This window comes from Amnibacterium sp. CER49, assembly GCF_029846255.1.
Taxonomy (GTDB): domain Bacteria; phylum Actinomycetota; class Actinomycetes; order Actinomycetales; family Microbacteriaceae; genus Amnibacterium.
The window spans coordinates 1,109,837-1,131,774 of the sequence record NZ_JARVWQ010000002.1; the positions used below are offsets into that span (position 1 = coordinate 1,109,837).

Annotated in this window: 23 protein-coding genes and 1 rRNA gene; 12 read left to right on the forward strand and 12 right to left on the reverse strand. The window is 73.4% G+C overall.

Annotated elements, in window-relative coordinates; genetic code table 11:
• Positions 1–155: 155 nt before the first annotated feature.
• Entirely contained in the window at positions 156–1,643 is a 1,488-nt protein-coding gene (locus QDR37_RS15315) for a DEAD/DEAH box helicase (protein WP_279714643.1), read from the forward strand.
• 46 nt (positions 1,644–1,689) lie between these two features.
• Positions 1,690–2,364 carry a GNAT family protein gene (locus QDR37_RS15320; protein ID WP_279714644.1) on the forward strand — a complete coding sequence of 225 codons (675 nt, stop codon included), beginning with the start codon at positions 1,690–1,692 and terminating at the stop codon, positions 2,362–2,364.
• Here QDR37_RS15320 and QDR37_RS15325 read toward each other — a convergent pair.
• Positions 2,361–3,233 (reverse strand): PHP domain-containing protein, encoded by an 873-nt coding sequence (locus tag QDR37_RS15325; protein WP_279714645.1) that lies wholly within the window; start codon positions 3,231–3,233, stop codon positions 2,361–2,363. The two genes, QDR37_RS15320 and QDR37_RS15325, sit on opposite strands and share 4 nt — an antisense overlap.
• A 72-nt stretch (positions 3,234–3,305) precedes the next feature.
• Complete coding sequence (locus QDR37_RS15330; protein ID WP_279714646.1) at positions 3,306–4,091, reverse strand: phosphotransferase; 786 nt, start codon at positions 4,089–4,091, stop codon at positions 3,306–3,308.
• Between the two features lie 121 nt (positions 4,092–4,212).
• Here QDR37_RS15330 and QDR37_RS15335 point away from each other — a divergent pair, with 121 nt between their 5' ends.
• A complete protein-coding gene (locus QDR37_RS15335) occupies positions 4,213–5,625 on the forward strand; it encodes an aminopeptidase P family protein (RefSeq protein ID WP_279714647.1) in 1,413 nt (470 codons plus the stop codon).
• 35 nt (positions 5,626–5,660) lie between these two features.
• Here the strand turns inward: QDR37_RS15335 and QDR37_RS15340 are convergent, their stop codons facing one another.
• Positions 5,661–6,206: a general stress protein gene (locus QDR37_RS15340; RefSeq protein ID WP_279714648.1), complete on the reverse strand. Its 546-nt coding sequence runs from the start codon at positions 6,204–6,206 to the stop codon at positions 5,661–5,663.
• Between the two features lie 64 nt (positions 6,207–6,270).
• On the opposite strand from QDR37_RS15340, the gene QDR37_RS15345 reads away from it, so the two are divergent.
• The 3 genes from QDR37_RS15345 to QDR37_RS15355 are packed head-to-tail and all read left to right on the forward strand — an operon-like array spanning position 6,271 to position 9,258.
• Positions 6,271–7,596 carry a CBS domain-containing protein gene (locus QDR37_RS15345; protein ID WP_279714649.1) on the forward strand — a complete coding sequence of 442 codons (1,326 nt, stop codon included), beginning with the start codon at positions 6,271–6,273 and terminating at the stop codon, positions 7,594–7,596.
• A 22-nt stretch (positions 7,597–7,618) separates the two neighbouring features.
• The gene (locus QDR37_RS15350) at positions 7,619–8,131 is read left to right on the forward strand and encodes a DUF1003 domain-containing protein (RefSeq protein WP_279714892.1); all 513 of its coding nucleotides are present in this window, start codon (positions 7,619–7,621) and stop codon (positions 8,129–8,131) included.
• Positions 8,128–9,258, forward strand: coding sequence for a P-loop NTPase (locus QDR37_RS15355; RefSeq protein ID WP_279714650.1), 1,131 nt, complete (start codon positions 8,128–8,130; stop codon positions 9,256–9,258). Before QDR37_RS15350 ends, QDR37_RS15355 begins: the two co-directional genes overlap by 4 nt.
• 13 nt (positions 9,259–9,271) lie before the next feature.
• On the opposite strand, the gene QDR37_RS15360 is transcribed toward QDR37_RS15355, so the two are convergent.
• Positions 9,272–9,640 (reverse strand): twin-arginine translocase TatA/TatE family subunit, encoded by a 369-nt coding sequence (locus QDR37_RS15360; protein ID WP_279714651.1) that lies wholly within the window; start codon positions 9,638–9,640, stop codon positions 9,272–9,274.
• A gap of 88 nt (positions 9,641–9,728) precedes the next feature.
• On the opposite strand from QDR37_RS15360, the gene QDR37_RS15365 reads away from it, so the two are divergent.
• Complete coding sequence (locus QDR37_RS15365; protein WP_279714652.1) at positions 9,729–10,352, forward strand: class I SAM-dependent methyltransferase; 624 nt, start codon at positions 9,729–9,731, stop codon at positions 10,350–10,352.
• 35 nt (positions 10,353–10,387) lie between these two features.
• Here the strand turns inward: QDR37_RS15365 and QDR37_RS15370 are convergent, their stop codons facing one another.
• The 3 genes from QDR37_RS15370 to dapE all read right to left on the reverse strand — a co-directional run bounded on the left by QDR37_RS15370 (position 10,388) and on the right by dapE (position 12,942).
• Positions 10,388–10,555 (reverse strand): DUF3117 domain-containing protein, encoded by a 168-nt coding sequence (locus QDR37_RS15370; protein WP_279714653.1) that lies wholly within the window; start codon positions 10,553–10,555, stop codon positions 10,388–10,390.
• An 87-nt stretch (positions 10,556–10,642) separates the two neighbouring features.
• Positions 10,643–11,884, reverse strand: coding sequence for a hypothetical protein (locus QDR37_RS15375; RefSeq protein WP_279714654.1), 1,242 nt, complete (start codon positions 11,882–11,884; stop codon positions 10,643–10,645).
• On the reverse strand, positions 11,866–12,942 hold the full coding sequence (gene dapE / locus QDR37_RS15380) for a succinyl-diaminopimelate desuccinylase (RefSeq protein ID WP_279714655.1): 1,077 nt from the start codon (positions 12,940–12,942) through the stop codon (positions 11,866–11,868). The genes QDR37_RS15375 and dapE overlap by 19 nt, the downstream gene beginning before the upstream one ends.
• Before the next feature lie 58 nt (positions 12,943–13,000).
• On the opposite strand from dapE, the gene dapD reads away from it, so the two are divergent.
• A complete protein-coding gene (gene dapD / locus QDR37_RS15385; RefSeq protein WP_279714656.1) occupies positions 13,001–13,933 on the forward strand; it encodes a 2,3,4,5-tetrahydropyridine-2,6-dicarboxylate N-succinyltransferase in 933 nt (310 codons plus the stop codon).
• Between the two features lie 99 nt (positions 13,934–14,032).
• Here dapD and QDR37_RS15390 read toward each other — a convergent pair whose 3' ends face one another.
• The 3 genes from QDR37_RS15390 to QDR37_RS15400 are packed head-to-tail and all read right to left on the reverse strand — an operon-like array spanning position 14,033 to position 16,103.
• A complete protein-coding gene (locus tag QDR37_RS15390) occupies positions 14,033–15,322 on the reverse strand; it encodes a citrate synthase (RefSeq protein WP_279714657.1) in 1,290 nt (429 codons plus the stop codon).
• A 37-nt stretch (positions 15,323–15,359) separates the two neighbouring features.
• Positions 15,360–15,677: a ferredoxin gene (gene fdxA / locus QDR37_RS15395; RefSeq protein ID WP_279714658.1), complete on the reverse strand. Its 318-nt coding sequence runs from the start codon at positions 15,675–15,677 to the stop codon at positions 15,360–15,362.
• A 12-nt stretch (positions 15,678–15,689) separates the two neighbouring features.
• Positions 15,690–16,103 carry a hypothetical protein gene (locus tag QDR37_RS15400; RefSeq protein WP_279714659.1) on the reverse strand — a complete coding sequence of 138 codons (414 nt, stop codon included), beginning with the start codon at positions 16,101–16,103 and terminating at the stop codon, positions 15,690–15,692.
• Positions 16,104–16,206: 103 nt separating this feature from the next.
• Here QDR37_RS15400 and efeU point away from each other — a divergent pair, with 103 nt between their 5' ends.
• The 3 genes from efeU to efeB all read left to right on the forward strand — a co-directional run bounded on the left by efeU (position 16,207) and on the right by efeB (position 19,548).
• The gene (gene efeU / locus QDR37_RS15405) at positions 16,207–17,046 is read left to right on the forward strand and encodes an iron uptake transporter permease EfeU (protein WP_279714660.1); all 840 of its coding nucleotides are present in this window, start codon (positions 16,207–16,209) and stop codon (positions 17,044–17,046) included.
• 61 nt (positions 17,047–17,107) lie between these two features.
• Positions 17,108–18,280: an iron uptake system protein EfeO gene (gene efeO, locus QDR37_RS15410; RefSeq protein WP_279714661.1), complete on the forward strand. Its 1,173-nt coding sequence runs from the start codon at positions 17,108–17,110 to the stop codon at positions 18,278–18,280.
• Positions 18,277–19,548 (forward strand): iron uptake transporter deferrochelatase/peroxidase subunit, encoded by a 1,272-nt coding sequence (gene efeB / locus QDR37_RS15415; protein ID WP_279714662.1) that lies wholly within the window; start codon positions 18,277–18,279, stop codon positions 19,546–19,548. Before efeO ends, efeB begins: the two co-directional genes overlap by 4 nt.
• Before the next feature lie 21 nt (positions 19,549–19,569).
• On the opposite strand, the gene QDR37_RS15420 is transcribed toward efeB, so the two are convergent.
• Complete coding sequence (locus QDR37_RS15420) at positions 19,570–20,625, reverse strand: aldo/keto reductase (RefSeq protein ID WP_279714663.1); 1,056 nt, start codon at positions 20,623–20,625, stop codon at positions 19,570–19,572.
• 238 nt (positions 20,626–20,863) lie between these two features.
• Here QDR37_RS15420 and QDR37_RS15425 point away from each other — a divergent pair, with 238 nt between their 5' ends.
• Positions 20,864–21,709, forward strand: a complete 846-nt coding sequence (locus QDR37_RS15425; RefSeq protein ID WP_279714664.1) for a TIGR03557 family F420-dependent LLM class oxidoreductase — start codon at positions 20,864–20,866, stop codon at positions 21,707–21,709.
• A gap of 58 nt (positions 21,710–21,767) precedes the next feature.
• Here QDR37_RS15425 and rrf read toward each other — a convergent pair.
• Positions 21,768–21,884, reverse strand: a 5S ribosomal RNA gene (gene rrf, locus QDR37_RS15430).
• Positions 21,885–21,938 lie beyond the last annotated feature (54 nt).

A 21,938-nucleotide genomic window follows, 5' to 3' on the forward strand; every position in this document is an offset into this window, starting at 1 on the left:
TCAGCATATTGGCAGCCGGTAGACTCCCGCCCGGCGCCGCCGAGGAGCGGTGCCGCTCGCGCCGGTCACGACGTCTCTCGGCGCGTATCCGCGGCCGGCATCCCGCCGCCGCTCGCCGCTGGAGCCCCTTCAGCACGACCGATCGGCACATCTTCTTGACCTTCGCAGACCTCGGCATCGATTCCGACCTCGTCGACGCCCTCGCCGCCCGCGGCATCGTGGAGCCCTTCCCGATCCAGGCGCAGACCATCCCCCTCGGCCTCTCGGGGCAGGACATCATCGGCCAGGCGAAGACGGGCACGGGCAAGACGCTCGGCTTCGGCCTGCCGATCATCCAGCGCCTCGGGCACGACCCGGAGCCCGGCGTGCAGGTGCTCGTCGTCGTCCCCACGCGCGAGCTCTGCGTGCAGGTCGCCGAGGACCTCGTGATGGCCACCTCGAACCGTCCGACGACCGTCGCCGCCATCTACGGCGGCAAGGCCTACGAGGGCCAGGTCGAGCAGCTGAAGGCGGGCGCGCAGATCGTCGTCGGCACGCCCGGCCGCCTCCTCGACCTCGCGGGGCAGCGCCTCCTCAGCCTGTCGAGCGTGCGCGAGATGGTGCTCGACGAGGCCGACAAGATGCTCGACCTCGGCTTCCTGCCCGACATCGAGAAGCTCTTCGCGCAGACGCCCGCGGACCGCCACACGATGCTCTTCTCGGCCACCATGCCGGGCCCGATCGTCGCGCTCGCCCGCCGCTTCATGAACCGGCCGGTGCACATCCGCGCGACGGACCCCGACGAGGGCCTCACGCAGGCGAACATCCGCCACGTCGTGTACCGCACCCACGCGCTCGACAAGGACGAGGTGATCGCCCGCATCCTGCAGGCCGAGGGCCGCGGCAAGACGGTCATCTTCACCCGCACGAAGCGGGCCGCCGCGAAGCTCGTCGACGAGCTCGGCGAGCGCGGGTTCGCCGCCGCCGCCGTGCACGGCGACCTCAGCCAGGAGCAGCGCGAGCGGGCGATGAACAGCTTCCGCAGCGGCAAGAAGGACGTGCTCATCGCCACCGACGTCGCAGCCCGCGGCATCGACGTCGACGACGTGACCCACGTCATCAACCACACGCTCCCCGAGGACGCCGACGCCTACCTGCACCGCGCGGGCCGCACCGGCCGGGCCGGGAAGACCGGCATCGCGGTGACGTTCGTCGACTGGGACGACCTGCACAAGTGGGCGCTCATCGACCGCGCGCTCGACTTCGGCAAGCCCGAGCCGGTCGAGACCTACTCGTCGTCGCCGCACCTCTACACGGATCTCGACATCCCCGAGGGCACGAAGGGCCGCATCGTGCCGCGCCCCGTGGCCGCCGCGCAGGCGCCCGAGGCCGCCGCCGGCGAGGAGCGGCCGACGAGCGCGCGCTCCCGCCGCCGCACCCGCCGCGGACCCCGCACCGACGGGCACGGCACCGAGGAGCACGGCGTCGAGGGCACGGAGTCGGTCGACGAGCCGTCGGCCGAGGCTCCGGCGACGGCCGGCGCCGATGAGGGCGACGACGCGGCGGGCGAGCACGTGCCGGGCTCCGGCGCGCACGACGGCGGGCCGAAGCGGCCGCGCCGCCGTCGCCGCCGCGGACCCCGCCCCGCCACGCCCTCGGCGTGACGGACACGTGATCGAGGCGCAGGCCGGCCGCCGATACGATGCCGGGATGCCGACCCTCACCGACGTCGACATCTGGCCGCTGCTCGGGGTGCGCATCAGCCTCTCCGACCTCGAGCTGGCGGGCATCGACGATCGCACGGCCCTCGACCTCGGCCGGCTCGCCGCCCGAGGCATCCACGGCATGACGCTGCCGTTCGCGACCCCGTGGTCGCGCGGCAGCGACCTCGAGGTCGCGCGGAACCTCTACCGCTACCACTCGGGCCTGCGGACCACCGTCCGGCCCGAGGAGTGGTCGCTCGACTTCGCCGCTCGCCTCGACCACACGCTCATCGGCGTGCAGACCCTCGTCGCGAAGGACTTCCCGACCACCCGGACCGCCGAGAGCATGTCGTGGCTCGGCCGCGACTGGCAGGGCCGCGGCATCGGCACGCTGCAGCGCGTCGCGATCCTCACGTTCGCGTTCGAGGGTCTCGGCGCCGAGGTCGTCACGACGAGCGCCTGGGCGGACAACGCCGCCTCGAACGCGGTCACCCGCAAGCTCGGCTACCGGCCGAACGGCGAGGAGGTGCTCGAGCGCGAGGGCCGCGCGGCGGTGCTGAAGCACTACCGCCTCGACCGCACCGGCTGGGACAGGCGTCCTGAGGAGTTCCGGCAGGTCGTGCAGATCGAGGGGCTCGAGCCGATCCGCGCCTGGCTCGGCCTCGACCAGCCGCGTCCCTAGGACGCCGCGGCGCGCGGCAGCACGGGCGTCGTCCCGGTGCCGCGAGCGAGCAGCCGCTCGATGACGGCGGGGTCCGTCACGTGCTCGCCGAGCCGGTTCGGCTTGCCCGTGCCGTGGTAGTCGCTCGATCCGGTCGCCTCGAGGCCGAACCGCTCGATGAGCTCCGCGACGCGACGCGCGCCGTCGGGGGTGTTCTCGCGGTGGTGCAGCTCGAAGCCGAAGAGCCCCGCGTCGACGAGCTCGGCCACGACGGGCTCGGGCAGCACCCGGTCGCGGCCCGCGGCGCCGGGGTGCGCGACCACGGGCACGCCGCCGGCTCCGACGATGAGCCGGACGCCGTCGACGGGCGTCGGCGCGTAGTGCGGCTCGACGTAGCCGGTGCGCGGGTGCAGGATGCCGGCGAACGCGGCGCTGCGGTCGGCCTCGAGACCGAGCGCGACGAGGGCGTCGGCGATGTGCGGCCGCCCGACGGTCGAGCCGGCCGTCGTCTGCGCGAGCACGTCGTCCCACGACAGCGGGTAGTCCTCGCCGATGCGGTCGACGATGCGCCGCGCGCGGCTGCGCCGGGCCGCGCGGATCCGCTCCGTCTCGGCGACGAGGCCCGGGTCCAGCGGGTCGACGAGGTAGCCGAGCACGTGGACGCTGCGCCAGCCGAGCCGCGTCGAGAGCTCGATGCCGGGGATCAGCCCGAGCCCCGTCCGCTCCGCCTCGCGGCGCGCCTCCGCCCAGCCGGCGGTCGTGTCGTGGTCGGTGAGGGCGAACATCGCGAGCCCGGCCGCGTGCGCCTCGCGGACGAGGTCGGCGGGTGAGCCGGTGCCGTCGGAGACCCGGGAGTGCACGTGCAGGTCGACGCGCCCCGAGATCCGCACGGTCCTCATCGTAGGTCGCGCATCAGGCGCGCCCCGTCCCCGCGGGACGGGCTCGGCGGCGGCGTCCGAGCGTCAGGGGAACAGCTCGCGGTGCTCCCGCGTCCAGCGGATGCGGGCGTCCTGCGCGTCGAGGAAGCCGTTGTCGATCCACTCGCGGTGCGGCTGCAGCCCGCGGGCGGCGAGCGCCGCGGTGTAGCGCCTCGTCGCCTCCTGCTCGGCGAGCACCGCCTCGTAGAGGCCGTCCACCCCGTCGAGCCCGTACGCCTCCGCGAAGACCCGTATCCGGCGGCCGCGGTCCGGCGGCTCCGGGTAGCCGAGGTCGCGCATCGCGTCCTCATCGCTGCGGAACGGAGCGCTGTACTCGAGCGCGTACGCGACGTCGTAGAGCGCCGGACGGGGCCCGGCGAGGTCCCAGTCGAGCAGGCCGACGGCACGCCCGTCGCGCCAGACGGTGTTCCAGGGCCCGACGTCGCCGTGGGTGATGATCTCGCCCGCCCGCAGGGGATGCGGCTCGGTCATCCACTCGGCGTCGTCGGGCGGCACGTACCCCGCGACCGCGTCGTGGTAGCGCCGGATGAGCCGCGCGTACTCGCGGAGGCCCTCCTCCGGCACGACCTGCCGCCAGGCGTGCAGGCCGCTCACGCCCTCGATGTAGGTGAGGATCTCGTTGCCCTGGCTGTCGAGGCCGAGGAACCGCACCGACTCCGCGAACCCGGTCGCCTCGAGGTGCGCGAGCAGGTCGTGCACCGCGCCGGACCACCAGCCCGTGCGCCGGACGACGGTGCTGCCGATGCGGCCGATCACCCGGAGGGAGTCGCTCTCGAACTCGAGGCCGGCGTCGTCGAGGGCGTCCGTCACGGACAGCACCGTAGCGGCGCCGCGTCCCGGGACGCGGACGCCCCCGGGCGGGCGATCCGCGCGATCCGGGGCCCTCCGCGACCCGGGGGCGCGCGCGGAGCACCGGTGCGAGAATCGCCGCATGACCGACGAGCAGACCGCAGACACGATCCCCGCGGAGGGCCGCGACGTCGAGGCGCCGAGCCGCACCTCCATCCCGAAGACCGAGGCGTTCGCCCGCTACATCGCCTCCGGCTGGGCCGACCGGCCCCGCCCGCTGCCGCCGCTGACCCCGCTCGCCGCGCGCGCCGCGGGGCGCCGCGACGCGCTGTCCTCGAGGCACCAGGGCGAGCGGCTCGTGATCGCTGCGGGCGACGCGAAGGTGCGCTCGAACGACACCGACTACCCCTACCGCGCGCACTCCGCCTTCTCCTGGCTCACCGCGTGGGGCGCCGACACCGTGCCGGGGTCGCTGCTCGTGCTCGAGCCGCAGGGCGACGGCCACGAGGCGACCCTCTACTTCCAGCCCGCGGCCGGGCGCGACACCGACGAGTTCTACGCGAACGCCGCGATCGGCGAGTTCTGGGTCGGCCGCCGCCCGAGCCTCGAGGAGGTCGGCGCCGAGCTCGGCATCGCGACGAAGCCGCTCGCCGACTTCGCCGCCGGCGACGCCGACGTGACGATCGACGACGAGGGCCTCGACCGCGACCTGTCCGAGGCACGGCTCGTCAAGGACGACGACGAGATCGCCGAGCTGCGCGCCGCGGTCGCGGCGACGAAGCAGGGCTTCGACGACGTGCTCGCGGCGCTCCCCCGCGCCACCGAGCACGAGCGCGGCGAGCGGGTGATCGAGGGCGTCTTCTTCACCCGCGCCCGCAGCGAGGGCAACGAGCTCGGCTACGACACGATCGCCGCGGCGGGCCCGCACGCCTGCATCCTGCACTGGACCCGCAACGACGGCCCCGTCGTGCCGGGCGACCTCGTGCTCCTCGACGCGGGCGTCGAGATGCCGAGCCTCTACACGGCCGACATCACCCGCACGATCCCGGTGTCCGGCCGCTTCTCCCCCGTGCAGCGCGAGATCTACGAGGCGGTCCGCGAAGCGGCCGACGCCGCCTTCGCGATCGTGAAGCCGGGCATCCGGTTCCGCGACGTGCACCTCGCGGCGATGGACGTCATCGCCCGCAGGGTGCAGGAGTGGGGCCTGCCGGAGCTCGAGCAGGAGGCCCTCGACGGCCTCGAGGGCCAGGCGCACCGCCGCTACATGGTGCACGGCACGAGCCACCACCTCGGCCTCGACGTGCACGACTGCGCGGCGGCCCGCCGCGAGCTCTACATGGACGGGATCATCGAGCCGGGCATGGTGTTCACGATCGAGCCCGGCCTCTACTTCCAGCCCGACGACCTCACCGTGCCGGAGGACTTCCGCGGCATCGGGGTCCGCATCGAGGACGACGTGCTCGTGACCGCGGACGGCGTGGAGAACCTCTCCGCCGGCATCCCGCGCACGGCGGACGACGTCGAGGCGTGGATCGCGGAGCGCCAGGGGCGCTGACCGGGTAGGGGCCGTCGCTCGCCGCCCCTGCAGGGTCAGGCGAGCGGCGGCTCGTCGGGGTCGCGCACCGGTACCGCGGTCGGCACCGGCGAGGCCTGGATGTTCAGCACGTTCCGCGCCCGGTTCGCGACCTCGGGGTCGACGACGAGGGAGTAGCTCGAGGCGACCACCTGCATGACGCTGCTGAAGTCGCGGCGGTTGCGGGTGAGCGCGTAGCCGCCGAGCCCGAAGAGCATGCCGAACGCCGCCCCGATGAGCAGCGCGCCGACGAGGTACCCGATGCCCGACGCGGGCGTGAACGTGATCGACAGCACGCCGAGGAACAGGCCGAGCCAGAGGCCCGAGGCCGCGCCCGCGCCTGCGGCCCGCCCCCAGGAGAGCCGGCCGGTGACCCGTTCGACGCTCTTCATGTCGTTGCCGACGATGGTCGCGGCCTGCACCGGGAAGTCCGCGTGCGCGAGCACGTCGACGGCGCTCTGCGCCTCCTCGTACGTGTCGTAGGTGGCGAGGATGTCGCCCGTCGGCGGCTTGGGGAACGACACCCGACGGGAGGTGCCGAACGGGCCCTGGGTGCTGGTCATGGGGGCATCATCCCACCGGCGCCGCCAGGCGGGGCGGGGCGGGCCCTATGACTACCCTTGACCCGTGAGTACGCGCATCTTCGTCGCCCGCCTCGCGGGCTGCGCGGTCTTCGACCGCCAGGGCGACCGCCTCGGGCGGGTGCGCGACGTGGTCGTCGTCTACCGTCGCTCGGATCCGCCGCGGGTCGTCGGCATGGTCGTCGAGATCCCGGGCCGGCGGCGCGTGTTCCTCTCGATCGGCCGCATCGTCTCGATCGGCTCCGGCCAGGTGATCACGACGGGCCTCATCAGCGTGCGTCGCTTCGAGCAGCGCGCGAGCGAGACGCGGGTGCTCGCCGAGATGCTCGGTCGCCGCGTGCTGCTCGAGGGCGCGGGCGGCGAGGCGACGATCGAGGACGTCGCGATCGAGGAGGTCGGCCCAGGCGAGTGGGAGGTCGCGCAGGTCTTCGTGCGGCGCCCGAAGACCAGCCCGTCGCCGTTCGCGAAGGGCGCGACGATGTTCGTGAGGTGGAGCGAGGTCCGCGAGCGCCACGGCGGCGCGGAGGGGCAGTCCGCCGCGCAGCTGATCCAGAGCTACGCCGACCTGCAGGCCGCCGACCTCGCCTCGACGCTGCTCGATCTGCCGGAGCAGCGCCGGCTCGAGGTCGTGAAGGAGCTGCCCGACGAGCGTCTCGCCGACGTGCTCGAGGAGATGCCCGAGGCGGAGGGCGCCCGTGTCCTCGCCGCCCTCGGCGACGACCGCGCCGCGGACGTGCTCGAGGCGATGCAGCCGGACGACGCCGCCGACCTCATCGCGTCGCTGCCCGACGAGCGGAGCGAGACGCTGCTCGACCTCATGGAGCCGGACGAGGCCGAGGACGTGCGCACGCTGCTCAGGTACGACCCGGACACGGCGGGCGGTCTCATGACCACCGAGCCGATCGTGCTGTCCTCCGACGCGACCGTCGCGGAGGGGCTCGCGCTCATCCGCCGCCATGAGCTCGCGCCGGCGCTCGGCGCCGCGATCTGCATCACGCTGCCCCCGTACGAGCCCCCGACGGGCCGCTTCCTCGGCATCGTGCACTTCCAGCGCATGCTGCGCTACCCGCCCCACGAGCGCATGGGCACGCTGCTCGACACCACGACCGAGCCGGTGCGAGCCGACACCTCGGCAGCCGAGGTGTCACGCATCCTCGCGTCCTACAACCTCGTGCAGGTGCCGGTCGTCGACGCGAACCACCGGCTCGTCGGCGTCGTCACCGTCGACGACGTGCTCGACCGGTTGCTGCCCGACGACTGGCGCAGCAGCGACGCCGACGACGAGCCGCGCACGCCGCCGCGCCGTCCGACGACCGACACCGGCGTCATCCTGACCCGACCGCGGAGGGCCGCACGTGGCCGCGCCCGCTGACCGGCGGCGTCAGCGGCGCGAGATCGATCCCCTCGAGGAGCCGAAGGGCCTCGGCCGCCGCCGCCAGCAGCGCGGGAGCCGCGACGTCTTCGGCCGGTTCTCCGAGGGCTTCGCTCGAGCCATGGGGACATCCGGGTTCATCATCGGGATGACCGTCTTCGTCGTCGCCTGGCTCGGCTGGAACGATCTGGCGCCGGTGTCGGTGCAGTTCGATCCCCGCGCGCAGAACTTCACGCTGCTCACGCTGATCCTGTCGCTGCAGGCCTCCTACGCGGCGCCCCTCATCCTGCTCGCGCAGAACCGGCAGGACGACCGCGACCGCGTGCAGGTCGAGCAGGACCGGCAGCAGGCGCAGCGGGGGCTCGACGACACCGAGTACCTCGCCCGCGAGATCGTCGCGCTGCGGCTGCTCGTGCGCGACATGGCCTCGAAGGACTTCGTGCGCAGCGAGCTGCGGTCGCTGCTCGAGGAGCTCGACAGGCGCGACGCCGACCGCACGACCGCCCGCGAGCCCGACGCGCTCGAGCGCCCGTGACCGACGCGCTCGCCGCGCGGGTGCGGGAGGCCGTCGGGCGTGTGCAGGATCCCGAGATCCGGCGGCCGATCGCCGAGCTCGACATGGTCGACGGGGTCGTGGTCGAGGGCCGCACGGCGCGGATCGCCGTGAGCCTCACCGTGGTGGGCTGCCCCGCCGCCGATCGCATCGAGCGCGAGGTGCGGGCGGCCGCGCTCGCGGTGCCGGGCGTCGACGAGGTGGCGCTGCGGCTCGGCGTCATGGACCCGGGGCGCCGTGCCGCGCTCACCGAGCGGCTGCGTGGCGCGCGTCGCAACCCGTTCGGCGAGGGCACGCTGACCCGGGTGATCGCGGTCACGAGCGGCAAAGGCGGTGTCGGCAAGTCGACGGTCACCGCGAACCTCGCCGTCGCGCTCGCCGCGCGCGGGCTCTCGGTCGGCGTGCTCGACGCCGACGTGCACGGCTTCTCGATCCCCGGTCTGCTCGGCATCCCCGAGGGCACGGCACCGACCGACCTCGACGGGCTGATCCTCCCGCCCGTCGCGCACGGCGTGAAGGCCATCTCGATCGGCATGTTCCTGAAGCCCTCCCAGCGCGACGAGGCCGTCGCCTGGCGTGGGCCGATGCTGCACCGCACCCTGAACCAGTTCCTCACCGACGTGCATTTCGGCGACCTCGATGTGCTGCTCGTCGATGCGCCGCCCGGCACCGGCGACGTCGCCATCTCGCTCGGGCAGCTGCTGCCCGACGCCGAGGTGCTCGTCGTGACGACGCCGCAGCCCGCCGCCGCCGACGTCGCGGTCCGCTCCGGCCTCGTCGCCCGGAAGCTCGGCCAGCGGATCGCCGGCGTGATCGAGACGATGAGCCCGGCTCCCCTCGCGGACGGCTCGCTGCTCGACCTCTTCGGTTCGGGCGGCGGCGCGGCGGTCGCGGCGCGGCTCACGACGCCGGAGGAGCCGGTGCCGCTGCTCGCGTCGGTGCCGCTCAGCGCCGTGCTGCGCCGCGGCGGCGACGCGGGCCTGCCCGTCGTGCTCGCCGAGCCCGGGGATCCCGCGGCTGCGGCGCTGCTCGCGCTCGCCGAGCGGATCGCCGCCGTGCCGCGCGGGCTCGCCGGCCGGAGACTGCCCGTCGCGCCGCGCGCGTCCTAGGCGCCGGCTCGCCTCAGGTCGCCTCGGGGTCGAACGTCGCCGACGCGAGGCCGGCCTCGACCCGGCGCACCGGCACCGGCTCGGGCTCCGGCTCGAAGTCGTCGACCGGATCGTCGGCCGGTTCCTCGTCGACCGGCTCGAGCAGCGCGTCCCGGATGATGCGCCGCGGGTCGTACTGCCGCGGGTCGAGCTTGCGCCACTCCTCCTCGTCGAAGTCGGGCCCGAGCTCCTCGCGCATCTTCGCCCTGGTGTCGTCGAGCATGCGCCGGGCGGCGCGGACGAAGGAGGCGAGCTTCGCGGCGTAACCGGGCAGGCGCTCGGGACCGATGAGGAAGAGCGCGACCACCCCGATCACGAGCAGCTTCTCGAAACCCAGTCCCATGGGACGAGCGTAGATCGCTTCCCGCGCGAACCCGCCGCTTCCCGCACATCCGGAAGCGGCCCGTGCGCCGGGCCTATGGTGGATCCCGATGGCCGACACCCCCGTCCCGGCGTTCGCCGACGCCTTCGCCGTCGAGGACGACGTCCTCCGCGACGCGCGGGAGTCGTCCGCGCAGTTCGGCGTCGAGCCCGTCTCACCGGCCGGGGGCGCGGCCCTCGCGGTCGCCGCCGCGGTACGCCCGGCGACCTCGATCGTCGAGATCGGCACGGGCGTCGGCGTCTCGGGACTCTGGCTGCTGCGCGGGGCGCGCGAGGCGCAGCTGACGACGATCGACCAGGACCTCGACCAGCACCAGGTCGCGCGTGGCCTGTTCGCCGCAGCCGGGCACCCGTCGAAGCAGGTGCGGTTCATCACGGGCACGGCCGAGGACGTGCTGCCCCGGATGAACGACGACGCGTACGACCTCGTGCTCGTCGATGCCGGCTGGGAGGGCGTCGCCGAGCACACCGCTGCGGCGCTCCGCATCGCGAAGCCCGGCGGCACCGTGCTCATCGCTCGCGTGCTGCAGGGCGGCAAGGTCCCGAACGCGACGAAGCGCGACCGCGCCACGGTCGCCTACCGCGACCTCCTGAAGAGCATCCGGGAGCGCGAGGACGTGCTCGCCTCGCTCAACCCCGTCGGGGACGGCCTGCTGCAGCTCGTGCGCCGGTGACCCGGCGGCGCGAGCCGCAGCGAAGCAGGTTCAGGTCAGCCGATGGCGTTCGCCAGCGCGTCGCGGAGCTCGCGCGCCTCGGCGTCGTTCACCGAGACGACCAGGCGGCCGCCGCCCTCGAGCGGCACTCGAACGATGATGAGGCGGCCCTCCTTGACGGCCTCCATCGGTCCGTCACCCGTGCGCGGTTTCATCGCCGCCATGCGAGCACCTCTTCCTGTCGAACGCTCTCGCTCCATTATCGGTGGAAGCGGCGCGACACTCAAATGCGCCGATGGCCTTGTGCCTGATCAGGGCACACTCCAGTACTCCTGGAACGGGCCGTCGACGCACCAGAGCCACAGCGCCTGCAGCGCGATCGACCCCGCCAGCACCGCGATGCGCACCGGGAGGCGGCGGGGCACCACCGCGCCCGCGAGCGGCGCGAGCGGCATGAGCAGCCGGAACAGGCTCGACTGCGGGAAGAACACGGCGAGCAGGTAGAGCACGTACGACGCCGCCCAGAGGCGCACGAGGGTGCCGAGGCGGCGCACCGCGGGAGCGAGCAGCAGCAGGACGACGCCGACGAGCAGCGCCCCGAGCACGAGGGGACCCGCGAACGGGCCGAAGCGGCCGAACCAGAAGCCGGCTGCGAAGAGCCACGGCGTGAAGTACGCGAACGGCGTGTCCGGCATCCAGAGCGCCCGCCACGCCTGCTCCGTCTGGAAGTAGGCGTCGGGGACGCCCGTCGCGAGCGCCGCGATGGCCGCCCAGGCGAAGCCCGCCGCGGCGGCGACGGCGACGAGGGCGCTCCCGGAGAGCAGCTCGCGGCGGGGCAGCGGCTCCCCGCCGCGCCGGGCGGTGACGAGCCGCACGACGAGGTGCAGACCGACCGTGAGCGCGACGGGCAGCGCCATCGGCCGGGTGAAGGCGAGCGCGACGACCACCGGGATCGCCGCGAGATACCGTCGCCGGTCGACGAGGCAGAGCACCGCGAGCAGCAGGAACAGGCCCATCGACTCGGCGTACGCGGTCTGCAGCACGAACGACAGCGGGGCGACGGAGAAGACCGCGACCGCGAACACCACGTCGCGGTCGGGCAGGCGCCGGCGGAGCAGCGCGGCGAGCAGCAGGGCGCTGCCGAAGCCGAACGCCGTCGAGACGATCAGGGCGACCGGCGGCCAGGCGGGCCCCACGCCGAACGAGAGCAGCCGCACCAGGTACGGGTAGAGCGGCAGGAACGCCCACTGGTTCGTGTCGACCGCGCCGGAGGCGCCCGTGGGCAGCGTCCTCGGGTAGCCGGACTCCGAGACGAGCCAGTACCACTGACCGTCCCAAGCGGTGCCCAGCGCGACGAGATCCGGATGCGCGCCCGCCCGCGATGCGCTCGTGGCCTGCGTGCCGACCCAGAGGAACAGCAGCGTCGTGACGACGCGGGACGCGGCGAACACGGCGAGCACCGACGCCCACCACGGCAGCGCCGCGAGCCGCGTCCCGCGGTCGGTGGCGGCCCGAGCGGGCGCGACGGTGCCGGTCACGTCCCGGTCAGCCACGCCCGCAGGCCCGCCTCGACGGCGAGGATCTGCGCGACGGGCACCCGCTCGTCGTCGGCGTGCGCGAGCAGCGGGTCGCCGGGGCCGTAGTTCACGGCCGGCACGCCGAGGCCCGAGAAGCGGGCCACGTCGGTCCAGCCGTACTTCGGCCGCGGCTCGGCGCCGACCGCCTCCACGAAGGCACGGGCGACTGCGGCGTCGAGGCCGGGACGCGCCCCGGCGGCGAGGTCGACGATGCGCACGTCGAAGCCGTCGAACACCTCGCGGACGTGCGCGACGGCCTCGTCGGCCGATCGGCTCGGTGCGAAGCGGTAGTTCACGTGCACCATGCACTCGTCGGGGATCACGTTGCCCGCGACGCCGCCCCGGATGCCGACCGCGTTCAACCCCTCGCGGTAGACGAGGCCGTCGACCTCGACGCTCGCCGCCTCGTAGGCGGCGAGCCGGTCGAGGATCGGCGCGGCGAGGTGGATCGCGTTCACGCCCACCCAGCCGCGCGCGGAGTGCGAGCGGCGGCCGAAGGTGCGCACCTCGGCGCGGAGGTTGCCGTTGCAGCCGCCCTCGATCCCGGCGACGGTCGGCTCGCCGAGGATCGCGAAGTCGCCGCGGAGCTCCTCGGGATGCTCGCGGAGCAGCCGGTTCAGGCCGTTCAGGTCCTCGCCGACCTCCTCGTGGTCGTACCAGATCCAGGTCACGTCGTTCCGCGGCTCGGCGACCTCGGCGGCGAGCTTCAGCTGCACGGCGACCCCGGCCTTCATGTCGACGGTGCCCCGTCCCCAGAGCACGCGCTCGCCGTCCTCCTCGAGGAACCTGGTCGGCAGGTTGTCGTTCACCGGCACGGTGTCGATGTGCCCGGCGATCACGACCCGTGCCGGCCGCCCGAGCCCGGTCCGGGCGACGACCGTGTCTCCGTACCGCCGGACGTCGAGGTGCGGCAGCGGCGCGACCGCCTGCTCGATCGCGTCGGCGAGCGGTCCCTCCGCGCCGGAGACGGAGAACACGTCGCAGAGCTGCCGCGTGATCCCGACGACGTCCTGGGTGAGGTCGAGACCGGCCATCGCCGAAGTGTAGCGAGCGGCCCCGGAGCGCTCCCGGCGCCGCCGATAGCCTGGCGGGATGACGGACGCCGCGCGGCAGGCCTGGGGCTTCGGCCTCGCGACGACGACGCTCGCGGGCGGCGTGCTCGACACGTGGTTCCCCTCCCCCGCGCTCGGCGAGGCGCCGCCGGAGGCGGCGGCGCCGGTCGACCTGCAGCGCCTGTCGGGAACCGACGAGGGGCTCGGCGTGCAGCGGACGGTGGTGCGGGTCGCGATCGACCTCGACGTGCCGCCGGCTTCCACGGCCGACGCCTACCTGCGGCTGCACCTGCTGTCGCACCTGCTCGCCGAACCGAACACGATCTCGCTCGACGGGATCTTCGGCGTGCTGCCCGTTGTGCTGTGGACGAGCCGCGGACCCGCGGCACCCGGGCAGGCCCCGGCGCTCCGCCGCGAGCTCCTCGGGCGCGACGGCGTCGAGATCCTGGGACTCGACAAGTTCCCGCGGCTGCTCGACTACGTGGTGCCGAAGGGGGTCCGCATCGCCGACGCCTCCCGCGTGCGCCTCGGCGCGCACCTCGCGCCCGGCACGACGGTCATGCACGAGGGCTTCGTCAACTACAACGCGGGCACCCTCGGCGCCTCGATGGTCGAGGGCCGGATCTCGCAGGGCGTCGTCGTCGGCGACGGCTCCGACATCGGTGGCGGCGCGTCCATCATGGGCACGCTCTCGGGCGGCGGCACCGAGCGCGTCTCGATCGGGCGCCGATGCCTGCTCGGCGCGAACGCCGGCCTCGGCATCGCGATCGGCGACGACTGCGTCATCGAGGCGGGTCTGTACCTCACCGCCGGCACGAAGGTCGCGCTGCCCGGGGAGGGCGGCCGCATCGTGAAGGCGCGCGAGCTCTCGGGGCTGTCGAACCTGCTGTTCCGCCGCAACTCGCTCTCGGGCGCGGTCGAGGCGGTGGAGCGCAGCGGCGCGGGCATCCGTCTGAACCCGGCCCTCCACTGACCCGGGCCCCTCCCGAGATCCGGGCGACTCCCGACATCCCGGGCGTCGTCTCGCGCCCGCTTCGTCGCAACGCCCCCGGAATCGGGCGCGGGAGCCGGGTCAGCGGTCGAGGTGGCGCTCCGTCGGGCCCACGTAGAGCTGCTGCGGGCGGCCGATCTTCGTCGCCGGGTCGGCGTTCGCCTCGCGCCAGTGGGCGATCCACCCGGGCAGCCGGCCGATCGCGAAGAGCACCGTGAACATGCGGGCCGGGAACCCCATCGCCTTGTAGAGGACGCCCGTGTAGAAGTCGACGTTCGGGTAGAGGCGCCGCTCGACGAAGTAGTCGTCGTTCAGCGCGATCTGCTCGAGCTCGCGGGCGAGGTCGAGCAGCGGGTCGTGCACACCCAGCGAGTCGAGCACCTCGTCGGCGCTCTCCTTCACGAGCTTCGCGCGCGGGTCGTACGACTTGTAGACGCGGTGCCCGAATCCCATGAGGCGGACACCCGCCTCCTTCTTCTTCACGCGCTCGACGAAGGCGCCGACGCCCTCGCCCGAGTCGCGGATGCGGGCGAGCATGCCGAGCACGGCCTCGTTCGCACCACCGTGCAGCGGCCCCGACAGGGCCGCGATGCCCGCGGCGATGGAGACGAACATGTTCGCCTCGGTCGAGCCGACGAGCCGCACGGTCGAGGCGGACGCGTTCTGCTCGTGGTCCTCGTGCAGGATGAGCAGCCGCTCGAGCGCACGAGAGAGCACCGGGTTCACCTCGTACGGCTCGGCCATGGTGCCGAAGTTGAGGCGGAGGAAGTTGTCGACGAACGACAGGCGGTTGTCGGGGTAGAGGAACGCCTGCCCGAGCGCCTTCTTGTGCGCGTAGGCGGCGATGACCGGCAGCTTGGCGAGGAGCCGGATCGTCGACACCTCGACCTGCTCGGGATCGTGCGGCGACAGGTCGTCCTCGTAGTAGGTGGACAGCGCGCTGACGGCGCTCGAGAGCACGGTCATCGGGTGCGCGTTGTGCGGCAGCGCCGTGAAGAAGCGGCGGAGGTCCTCGTGCAGCAGCGTGTGCCGGCGGATCTTCGCGTCGAACTCCTCGAGCTCGTGCTCGGTCGGCAGCTCGCCGTGGATGAGCAGCCACGCCACCTCGAGGTAGGTCGAGTGCTGCGCGAGCTCCTCGATCGGGTAGCCGCGGTATCGGAGGACCCCGCGGTCGCCGTCGATGAAGGTGATCGCGGACGCCGTCGAGGAGGTGTTGACGAACCCGTTGTCGAGGGTGTTGAAGCCGGTCTTCTTCCGCAGCGCGGAGATGTCGATGCTCGCAGCGCCATCGGTGGCCGCGAGGATGGGGAACTCCGCCGAGCCACCCGGGAAGCTCAGGGTGGCGGCGGTCGGCTCGGCGTCGTCGGTCACCGGGGCAGCCTAGCGAGCGGGGCGCGCGGCGCGGCGGTCACGCCTGAGGCGGCAGCGCGGCGACGACGGGGTGGTCCTTGTGGATCACTCCGACCTTCGCGGCCCCGCCCGGCGAGCCGACCTCGTCGAAGAACTCGACGTTGGCCTTGTAGTAGTCGGACCACTGCGCCGGCAGGTCGTCCTCGTAGTAGATCGCCTCGACCGGGCACACCGGCTCGCAGGCGCCGCAGTCGACGCACTCGTCGGGCTGGATGTAGAGCATCCGGTCGCCCTCGTAGATGCAGTCGACGGGGCACTCGTCGATGCAGGCGCGGTCCTTCACGTCCACGCACGGCAGCGCGATGACATAGGTCACGAGTCGGTTCCCTCACTGATCCCGTTGGACGTCCAGTATCCCATCGGCGGGCTCCCGGTTCCTGTGCCGCGGAGCGGGGACGGCGACGAGGACGACCCCGAGGACGATCGCGCCGGCGACCCAGACGATGCCCGCGAGCCCGAACACGACGACCGAGCCGCCGGGTCCGGGCTGCGCGAGCACGAGCACGGCCGCGAGCACCCCGGCTGCGGCAGCGGCGGCATGGAGGCGGGTGTCGAAGGCGACGCGGAGCGCGACCAGCACGGCGGCGACCATGAGCAGGCAGAGCAGGAGGCCGATCGGCAGGCCGGTTCCGGCCGCGCCCAGCCCGACCTGGTGCTTGAACGTGCCGAGCGCGCCGACGAGCAGACCCGCGATCCCGGCGAGGGGCAGCCCGACCAGCAGCTCGTTCCACGCGGGTCGCACGCTTGCCATCCTCCCAGGTGCGCGCGTCGACAGCCCGGGAGGGGCAGGTTAGGGTGAAGGAAGGTAAGGCAATCCTTACTTCCATCTGCCCCGGAAGCGGAACGTGTTCGCGAACTCCCTCATCGGCCTGCGCGAAGGCCTCGAAGCCGCGCTGATCGTGTCGATCCTCCTCGGCTACGTCGGCAAGCTCGGCCGGAACGACCTGAAGCCGCGCATCTGGACCGGCATCGGCCTCGCCGTCGCGCTCGCCCTGGGCGTCGGCGCCGCGCTCACGTTCGGCACCGCCGCGCTCAGCACGCAGGCGCAGGAGGGCATCGGCGGGGCGCTCTCGATCCTCGCCGTCGGCTTCGTCACGTGGATGGTCTTCTGGATGACGCGCAACGCGTCGAGCCTCTCGTCGAGCCTGAAGTCGGACGTCGACCGCTCGATCGCCGGCGCCGGCTGGGGCGTCGTGGTGCTCGCCTTCCTCGCGGTGGGCCGCGAGGGCGTCGAGACGAGCCTGTTCCTGTGGTCGGCGGTGCAGTCGTCCGGGCAGTCGGCCGTCGCGCTCACCGGTGCGGTGCTCGGCATCGGCACCGCCGTGCTGCTCGGCGCGCTGCTCACCCGCGGGCTCGTCCGCATCGACCTGAAGCGCTTCTTCACCTGGACCGGAGCCCTGCTCGTCGTCGTCGCGGCGGGCGTGCTCAGCTACGGCGTGCACGACCTGCAGGAGGCGTCGCTGCTGCCCGGCCTCGGCAGCATCGCGTTCGACGTGAGCGGCGCCGTGCCCCTCGACAGCTGGTACGGCACGCTGCTGAAGGGCCTGTTCAACTTCTCCCCCGTGACGACGTGGCTCGAGCTGGCCGTCTGGGTCGCCTACGTCGCCGTCGTCGGCACGGGGTTCGTCCTCGCGCTGCGCCGGCGCACGGGCCCCGTCCGCTCCCGCGTCGCCGCAGCCGTCTGACCCGGACCCGCACCGCCCTCGGCGCTGCTCGCGCCGCGCCTCCGCTTCCCGAAGGAGCACCATGCCGTTCCCGCGCGCCCTCCGCCGCGTCGCCGCCTCCGGAGCCGCCGCCGTGCTCGTCCCTGCGCTGCTCGCGGGCTGCAGCAGCGGCGCCCCCGGCTCGGCGGCGGGCGCCGCCGGCGGCGTCACCGTGACCGCGTCCGACACGTCGTGCGCGCTCTCCGCGACCAGCGTGAGGAGCGGGACGACCACCTTCGCGGTGACGAACTCGGGCAGCACGGTCACCGAGTTCGAGCTGCTCGCCGCGGACGGCGTCACGATCCTCGGCGAGCTCGAGAACATCGGCCCCGGGCTCACGCAGCGCCTCTCGGTGCGCACCACGGCGGGCCGCTACACGACGCTCTGCAGGCCGGGGATGACCGGTCCGGGCGTCGGCCGGACGGCCTTCACGGTCCGCGGCGGCACGACCGGCGAGTCGAGCGCCGCAGCGACGGCGGCAGTCTCGACCTATCGTGCGTACGTGCGCGAGCAGGCCGCAGCGCTGCTGACGGCGACCGAGGGGTTCGCCGCGCTCGTCGAGCGGGGCGACACCGCCTCGGCGAAGGCCGCCTATCCGAAGGCGCGCGCCTTCTACGAGCGCATCGAGCCGATCGCCGAGAAGCTCGGCGACCTCGATCCGCAGCTCGACGCCCGGAAGGCCGACCTCGCCGACGGCGCCGTGTGGACCGGCTGGCACCGCCTCGAGCAGGACCTCTGGACCTCGACCCACCTTCCGGCGAGCGAGCGGAAGCAGCAGGCGACGCTGCTCGTGCACCGCACGCAGCAGCTGGTCGAGCGGGTGAGCGCGCCGTCCTTCCCGCTCTCCGTGGACGGGATCAGCAACGGGGCGATCGGTCTGCTCGACGAGATCGCCGCCTCGAAGGTCACCGGCGAGGAGGAGGTGTACTCGCACACGGATCTCGCCGACTTCGCCGCGAACGTCGAGGGGGCGCAGGTCGCCTACCGCGCGGTCCGCGGCCTCGCCGAGGGGCAGGACGCCGCGCTCGTCCGCACGCTCGATCGTCGTTTCGCCGCCCTCGAGGACGCGCTCGCCAGGTACGGGTCGGCAGGGGCCGGCTTCCGCTCCTACGACTCGTTGTCAAAGTCGGACGTGAAGGCCCTGTCGGACGGCGTGAACGCGGTCAGCGAGCCGCTGTCGGAGCTCACCGCCGCCGTGCTCGAGGAGCTCGGGTGATCGGCGTCGCGAAGGCGGGCGTCTCGCGCCGGGGACTGCTCCGTGCGCTCGGCATCGGGGCGGCCGGCGCCGGGATCGGCGCGGCGACGGCCACGGGCCTCGAGCGGAGCGGGGCGGCCGCAGCCGGTGCCGCCCCGGACCGCGTGGAGCAGTTCCACGGCGCGCATCAGGCGGGCATCACCACGGCGGCGCAGGACCGTCTCCACTTCGCGGCGTTCGATCTCGCCGATGGGACGACCCGTGCCGACCTGATCGCCCTGCTGCAGGACTGGACCGGTGCCGCCGCGCGGATGACCGCCGGCACCGGCGCCGGCGGGACGCCCGTGTCCCAGGGCGTCGCCGCCGCGCCGCCGGACGACACCGGCGAGGCGCTCGGCCTCTCCCCCGCCGGACTCACCATCACCTTCGGGTTCGGCCCGTCGCTGTTCCGCACCGCGGACGGGAAGGATCGCTTCGGCCTCGCCGTGAAGCGTCCGGCAGCCCTCGTGGAGCTGCCGCGGTTCGCCGGCGAGCAGCTCGTTCCCGCCGCTTCCGACGGGGACCTCTGCGTGCAGGCGTGCAGCGACGACCCGCAGGTCGCGGTGCACGCGATCCGCAACCTCTCCCGCATCGCGTTCGGCCGCGCCGAGCTGCGCTGGTCGCAGCTCGGCTTCGGCCGCACCTCCTCGACGACACGGGGACAGGCCACCGCCCGGAACCTCTTCGGTTTCAAGGACGGCACCGCCAACCTCAAGGCCGAGGACGCGTCCGACGTCGCCCGCTCGGTGTGGGTGGGTGACGAGGGGGGCTGGATGGCGGGCGGCAGCTACCTCACCGTGCGCAAGATCCGGATGCGGATCGAGACGTGGGACCACCAGAGCCTCACGGAGCAGGAGCAGACGATCGGACGCACGAAGGGCGAGGGGGCGCCGCTCACCGGCGGCACCGAGCACACCGCCCTCGACCTGAGGGCCGGCACGGCGGCCGGGCCGGTGATCCCGGCCGGCGCCCACGTGCGGCTCGCGCATCCGTCGGCGAACGGCGGCGCGCAGCTGCTGCGCCGCGGCTACAACTTCGTCGACGGCAACGACGACCTCGGCCGGCTGAATGCGGGCCTGTTCTTCCTGGCCTACCAGCGTGATCCGCGGAGGCAGTTCATCCCCATCCAGGAGCGGCTCGCGGCGTCCGATCGGCTGAACGAGTACGTCGTGCACGTCGGCAGCGGGATCTTCGCCGTGCCGCCGGGCGCGGAGCGGGGCTCGTACGTCGGAGCCCCGCTCTTCGCCTGACGCCCTTCCCGCGCGCTGCGCCTACTGCGGGAGGTGACGCTTCAGCAGGCTGAGGTCGGCGGGGCTGAGCCGTCCCGCTCCCGTGTTCGCCTGGTGCCAGTACGGGTAGAGCAGCGGCACGCCGCTCACGGCGTCGAGCCGGTCGACCTCGGCGGCGGAGAGCTCGAGCCTCGCGGCGGCGAGGTTGTCCTGCAGCTGCTCCTCGGTGCGGGCACCGACGATGACCGACGTCACGGCGGGCTTCGCGAGGAGGTACGCGAGCGCGACCTGCGCGGCCGACACCCCGTGCTCCTCACCGATCGCGACGAGTGCGTCGACGGTGTCGTACAGACGGTCCTCGTCGTGCACGGGTGGCTCGGTCCAGCCCTCGAAGCGGCGCGTGCCCTCCGGGGCGTCCTGACCGCGGCGGTACTTGCCGGACAGCAGCCCGCCCGCGATGGGGCTCCAGACGAGGATGCCGAGCTCCTGGTCGAGCGCGATCGGCACGAGCTCGTTCTCGGCGTCGCGAGCCTGCAGCGAGTAGTAGATCTGCTCGCTGACGAAGCGCTCGTACCCGCCTCGGTCCGACGTCCACAGCGCCTTCATCAGCTGCCACCCCGTGTAGTTCGAGGAGCCCACGTAGCGCACCTTGCCCGACTGCACGAGGGAGTCGAGGGCCGAGAGCGTCTCGTCGAGCGGGGTGAGGCCGTCCCACTCGTGCACCTGGTACAGGTCGATGTGGTCGGTGTTCAGGCGGCGCAGGCTCGCCTCGGCGGCGCGGATGATGTGGTGCCGCGACAGGCCCTCGTCGTTCGGTCCGTCGCCCATGCCGCCCCGCACCTTCGTCGCGATGAGCACGTCGTCGCGACGGTCGCCGAGCGCCTCACCCAGGATCTGCTCGGACAGGCCGTTCGAGTACACATCGGCCGTGTCGAAGAGGTTCACGCCCGCCTCGAGGCAGAGGTCGACCTGCCTCCGCGCTCCCGCCACATCGATCCTGCCGACGGGCGTCGCCCAGCCGGTGCCCCCGTAGCCCATGGTGCCGAGGGTGATGGTCGAGACGAGGAGCCCCGAGCGTCCGAGTCGCCTGTACTGCATGGACCCGAGTCTAGGAACGGCGCATGCCCGGTCGCTGGACAGCCCGGCTCCTGCCGCCGTCCAGGGAGCCGCGCCTGGCCTCCCGCCGACCGCAGCCGTTGGACGACAGGGAGCACGGCATGCGGATCGGGTACGAGCTGACCACCGAGGCCTTCGACCCGAAGGAGATCGTCCGCCAGGGCGTCGCGGCCGAAGCCGTCGGGTTCGACTTCGTGGAGTTGAGCGACCACTCCTCGCCGTGGGTCGAGGCCCAGGGGCACTCGGGCTTCACCTGGAGCATCCTGTCGGTGCTCGCGGCACGACCACGACCCTCGGGCTCGCGACGGGGCTCACCTGCCCGTCCTTCCGCTACCACCCGGCGATCATCGCCCAGGCCGCGGCGACGCTCGGGATCCTGTCCGACGAGCGCCTCACCCTCGGGGTCGGCGCCGGCGAGCGCCTGAACGAGCACATCGTCGGCGAGTTCCCCGGCATCCGCATCCGGCACGAGCGCCTCCGCGAGGCCCTCGAGATCATCCGGCTGCTGTGGCAGGGCGGCTACCACTCCTACGAGGGCAAGCACCTCCGCGTCGAGGACGCCCGGGTCTTCGACCTCCCCGATCGGCTGCCGCCCATCGCGGTGGCGATCAGCGGGGGCGCCTCCGCCCACATCGCCGCCGAGCTCGGCGACGGTGTCGTCGCGACCGAGCCGAAGGGCGACGTCGTCGGCGCCTGGGACCAGGCGGCCGGCAGCGGCCCCGCGTACGCCGAAGCGCCGCTCGCCTGGGCGCGGACCGAGCAGGAGGCGGTCGACGCCGTGCTCGAGAAGAGCGCATGGGCGTTCACCGGCTGGAAGGTCATGGCGGAGCTGCCGAGCCCGGTCGACTTCGTGGCGGCCGTCGGCACGGTCACGCCCGATGCGGTGAGGCAGCAGCTCGCGTGCGGGCCGGACATCGAGACGCACCTGCACGTGATCCAGCAGGACGTCGATGCCGGTTTCGACCACATCGTGCTGCAGAACGCCGGGCCCGACCCCGACGGCTTCCTCGACTTCTTCCAGCGGGAGCTCGCGGACCGCATCCGTGCGCTCACGCCGAAGGGATAGCCCCGAACGCACGAAAGGCCCACCAGCGGTGCTGGTGGGCCTTTCGTGTGCAGAAGATGTCCGGCGGTGTCCTACTCTCCCACGGGGTCGCCCCCGCAGTACCATCGGCGCTGAGAGTCTTAGCTTCCGGGTTCGGAATGTGACCGGGCGTTTCCCTCTCGCTATGGCCGCCGTAACGCTCTCGACCCTGTGACGGGATCACGTGCGTGACCGTCGGTCGGGAACCACA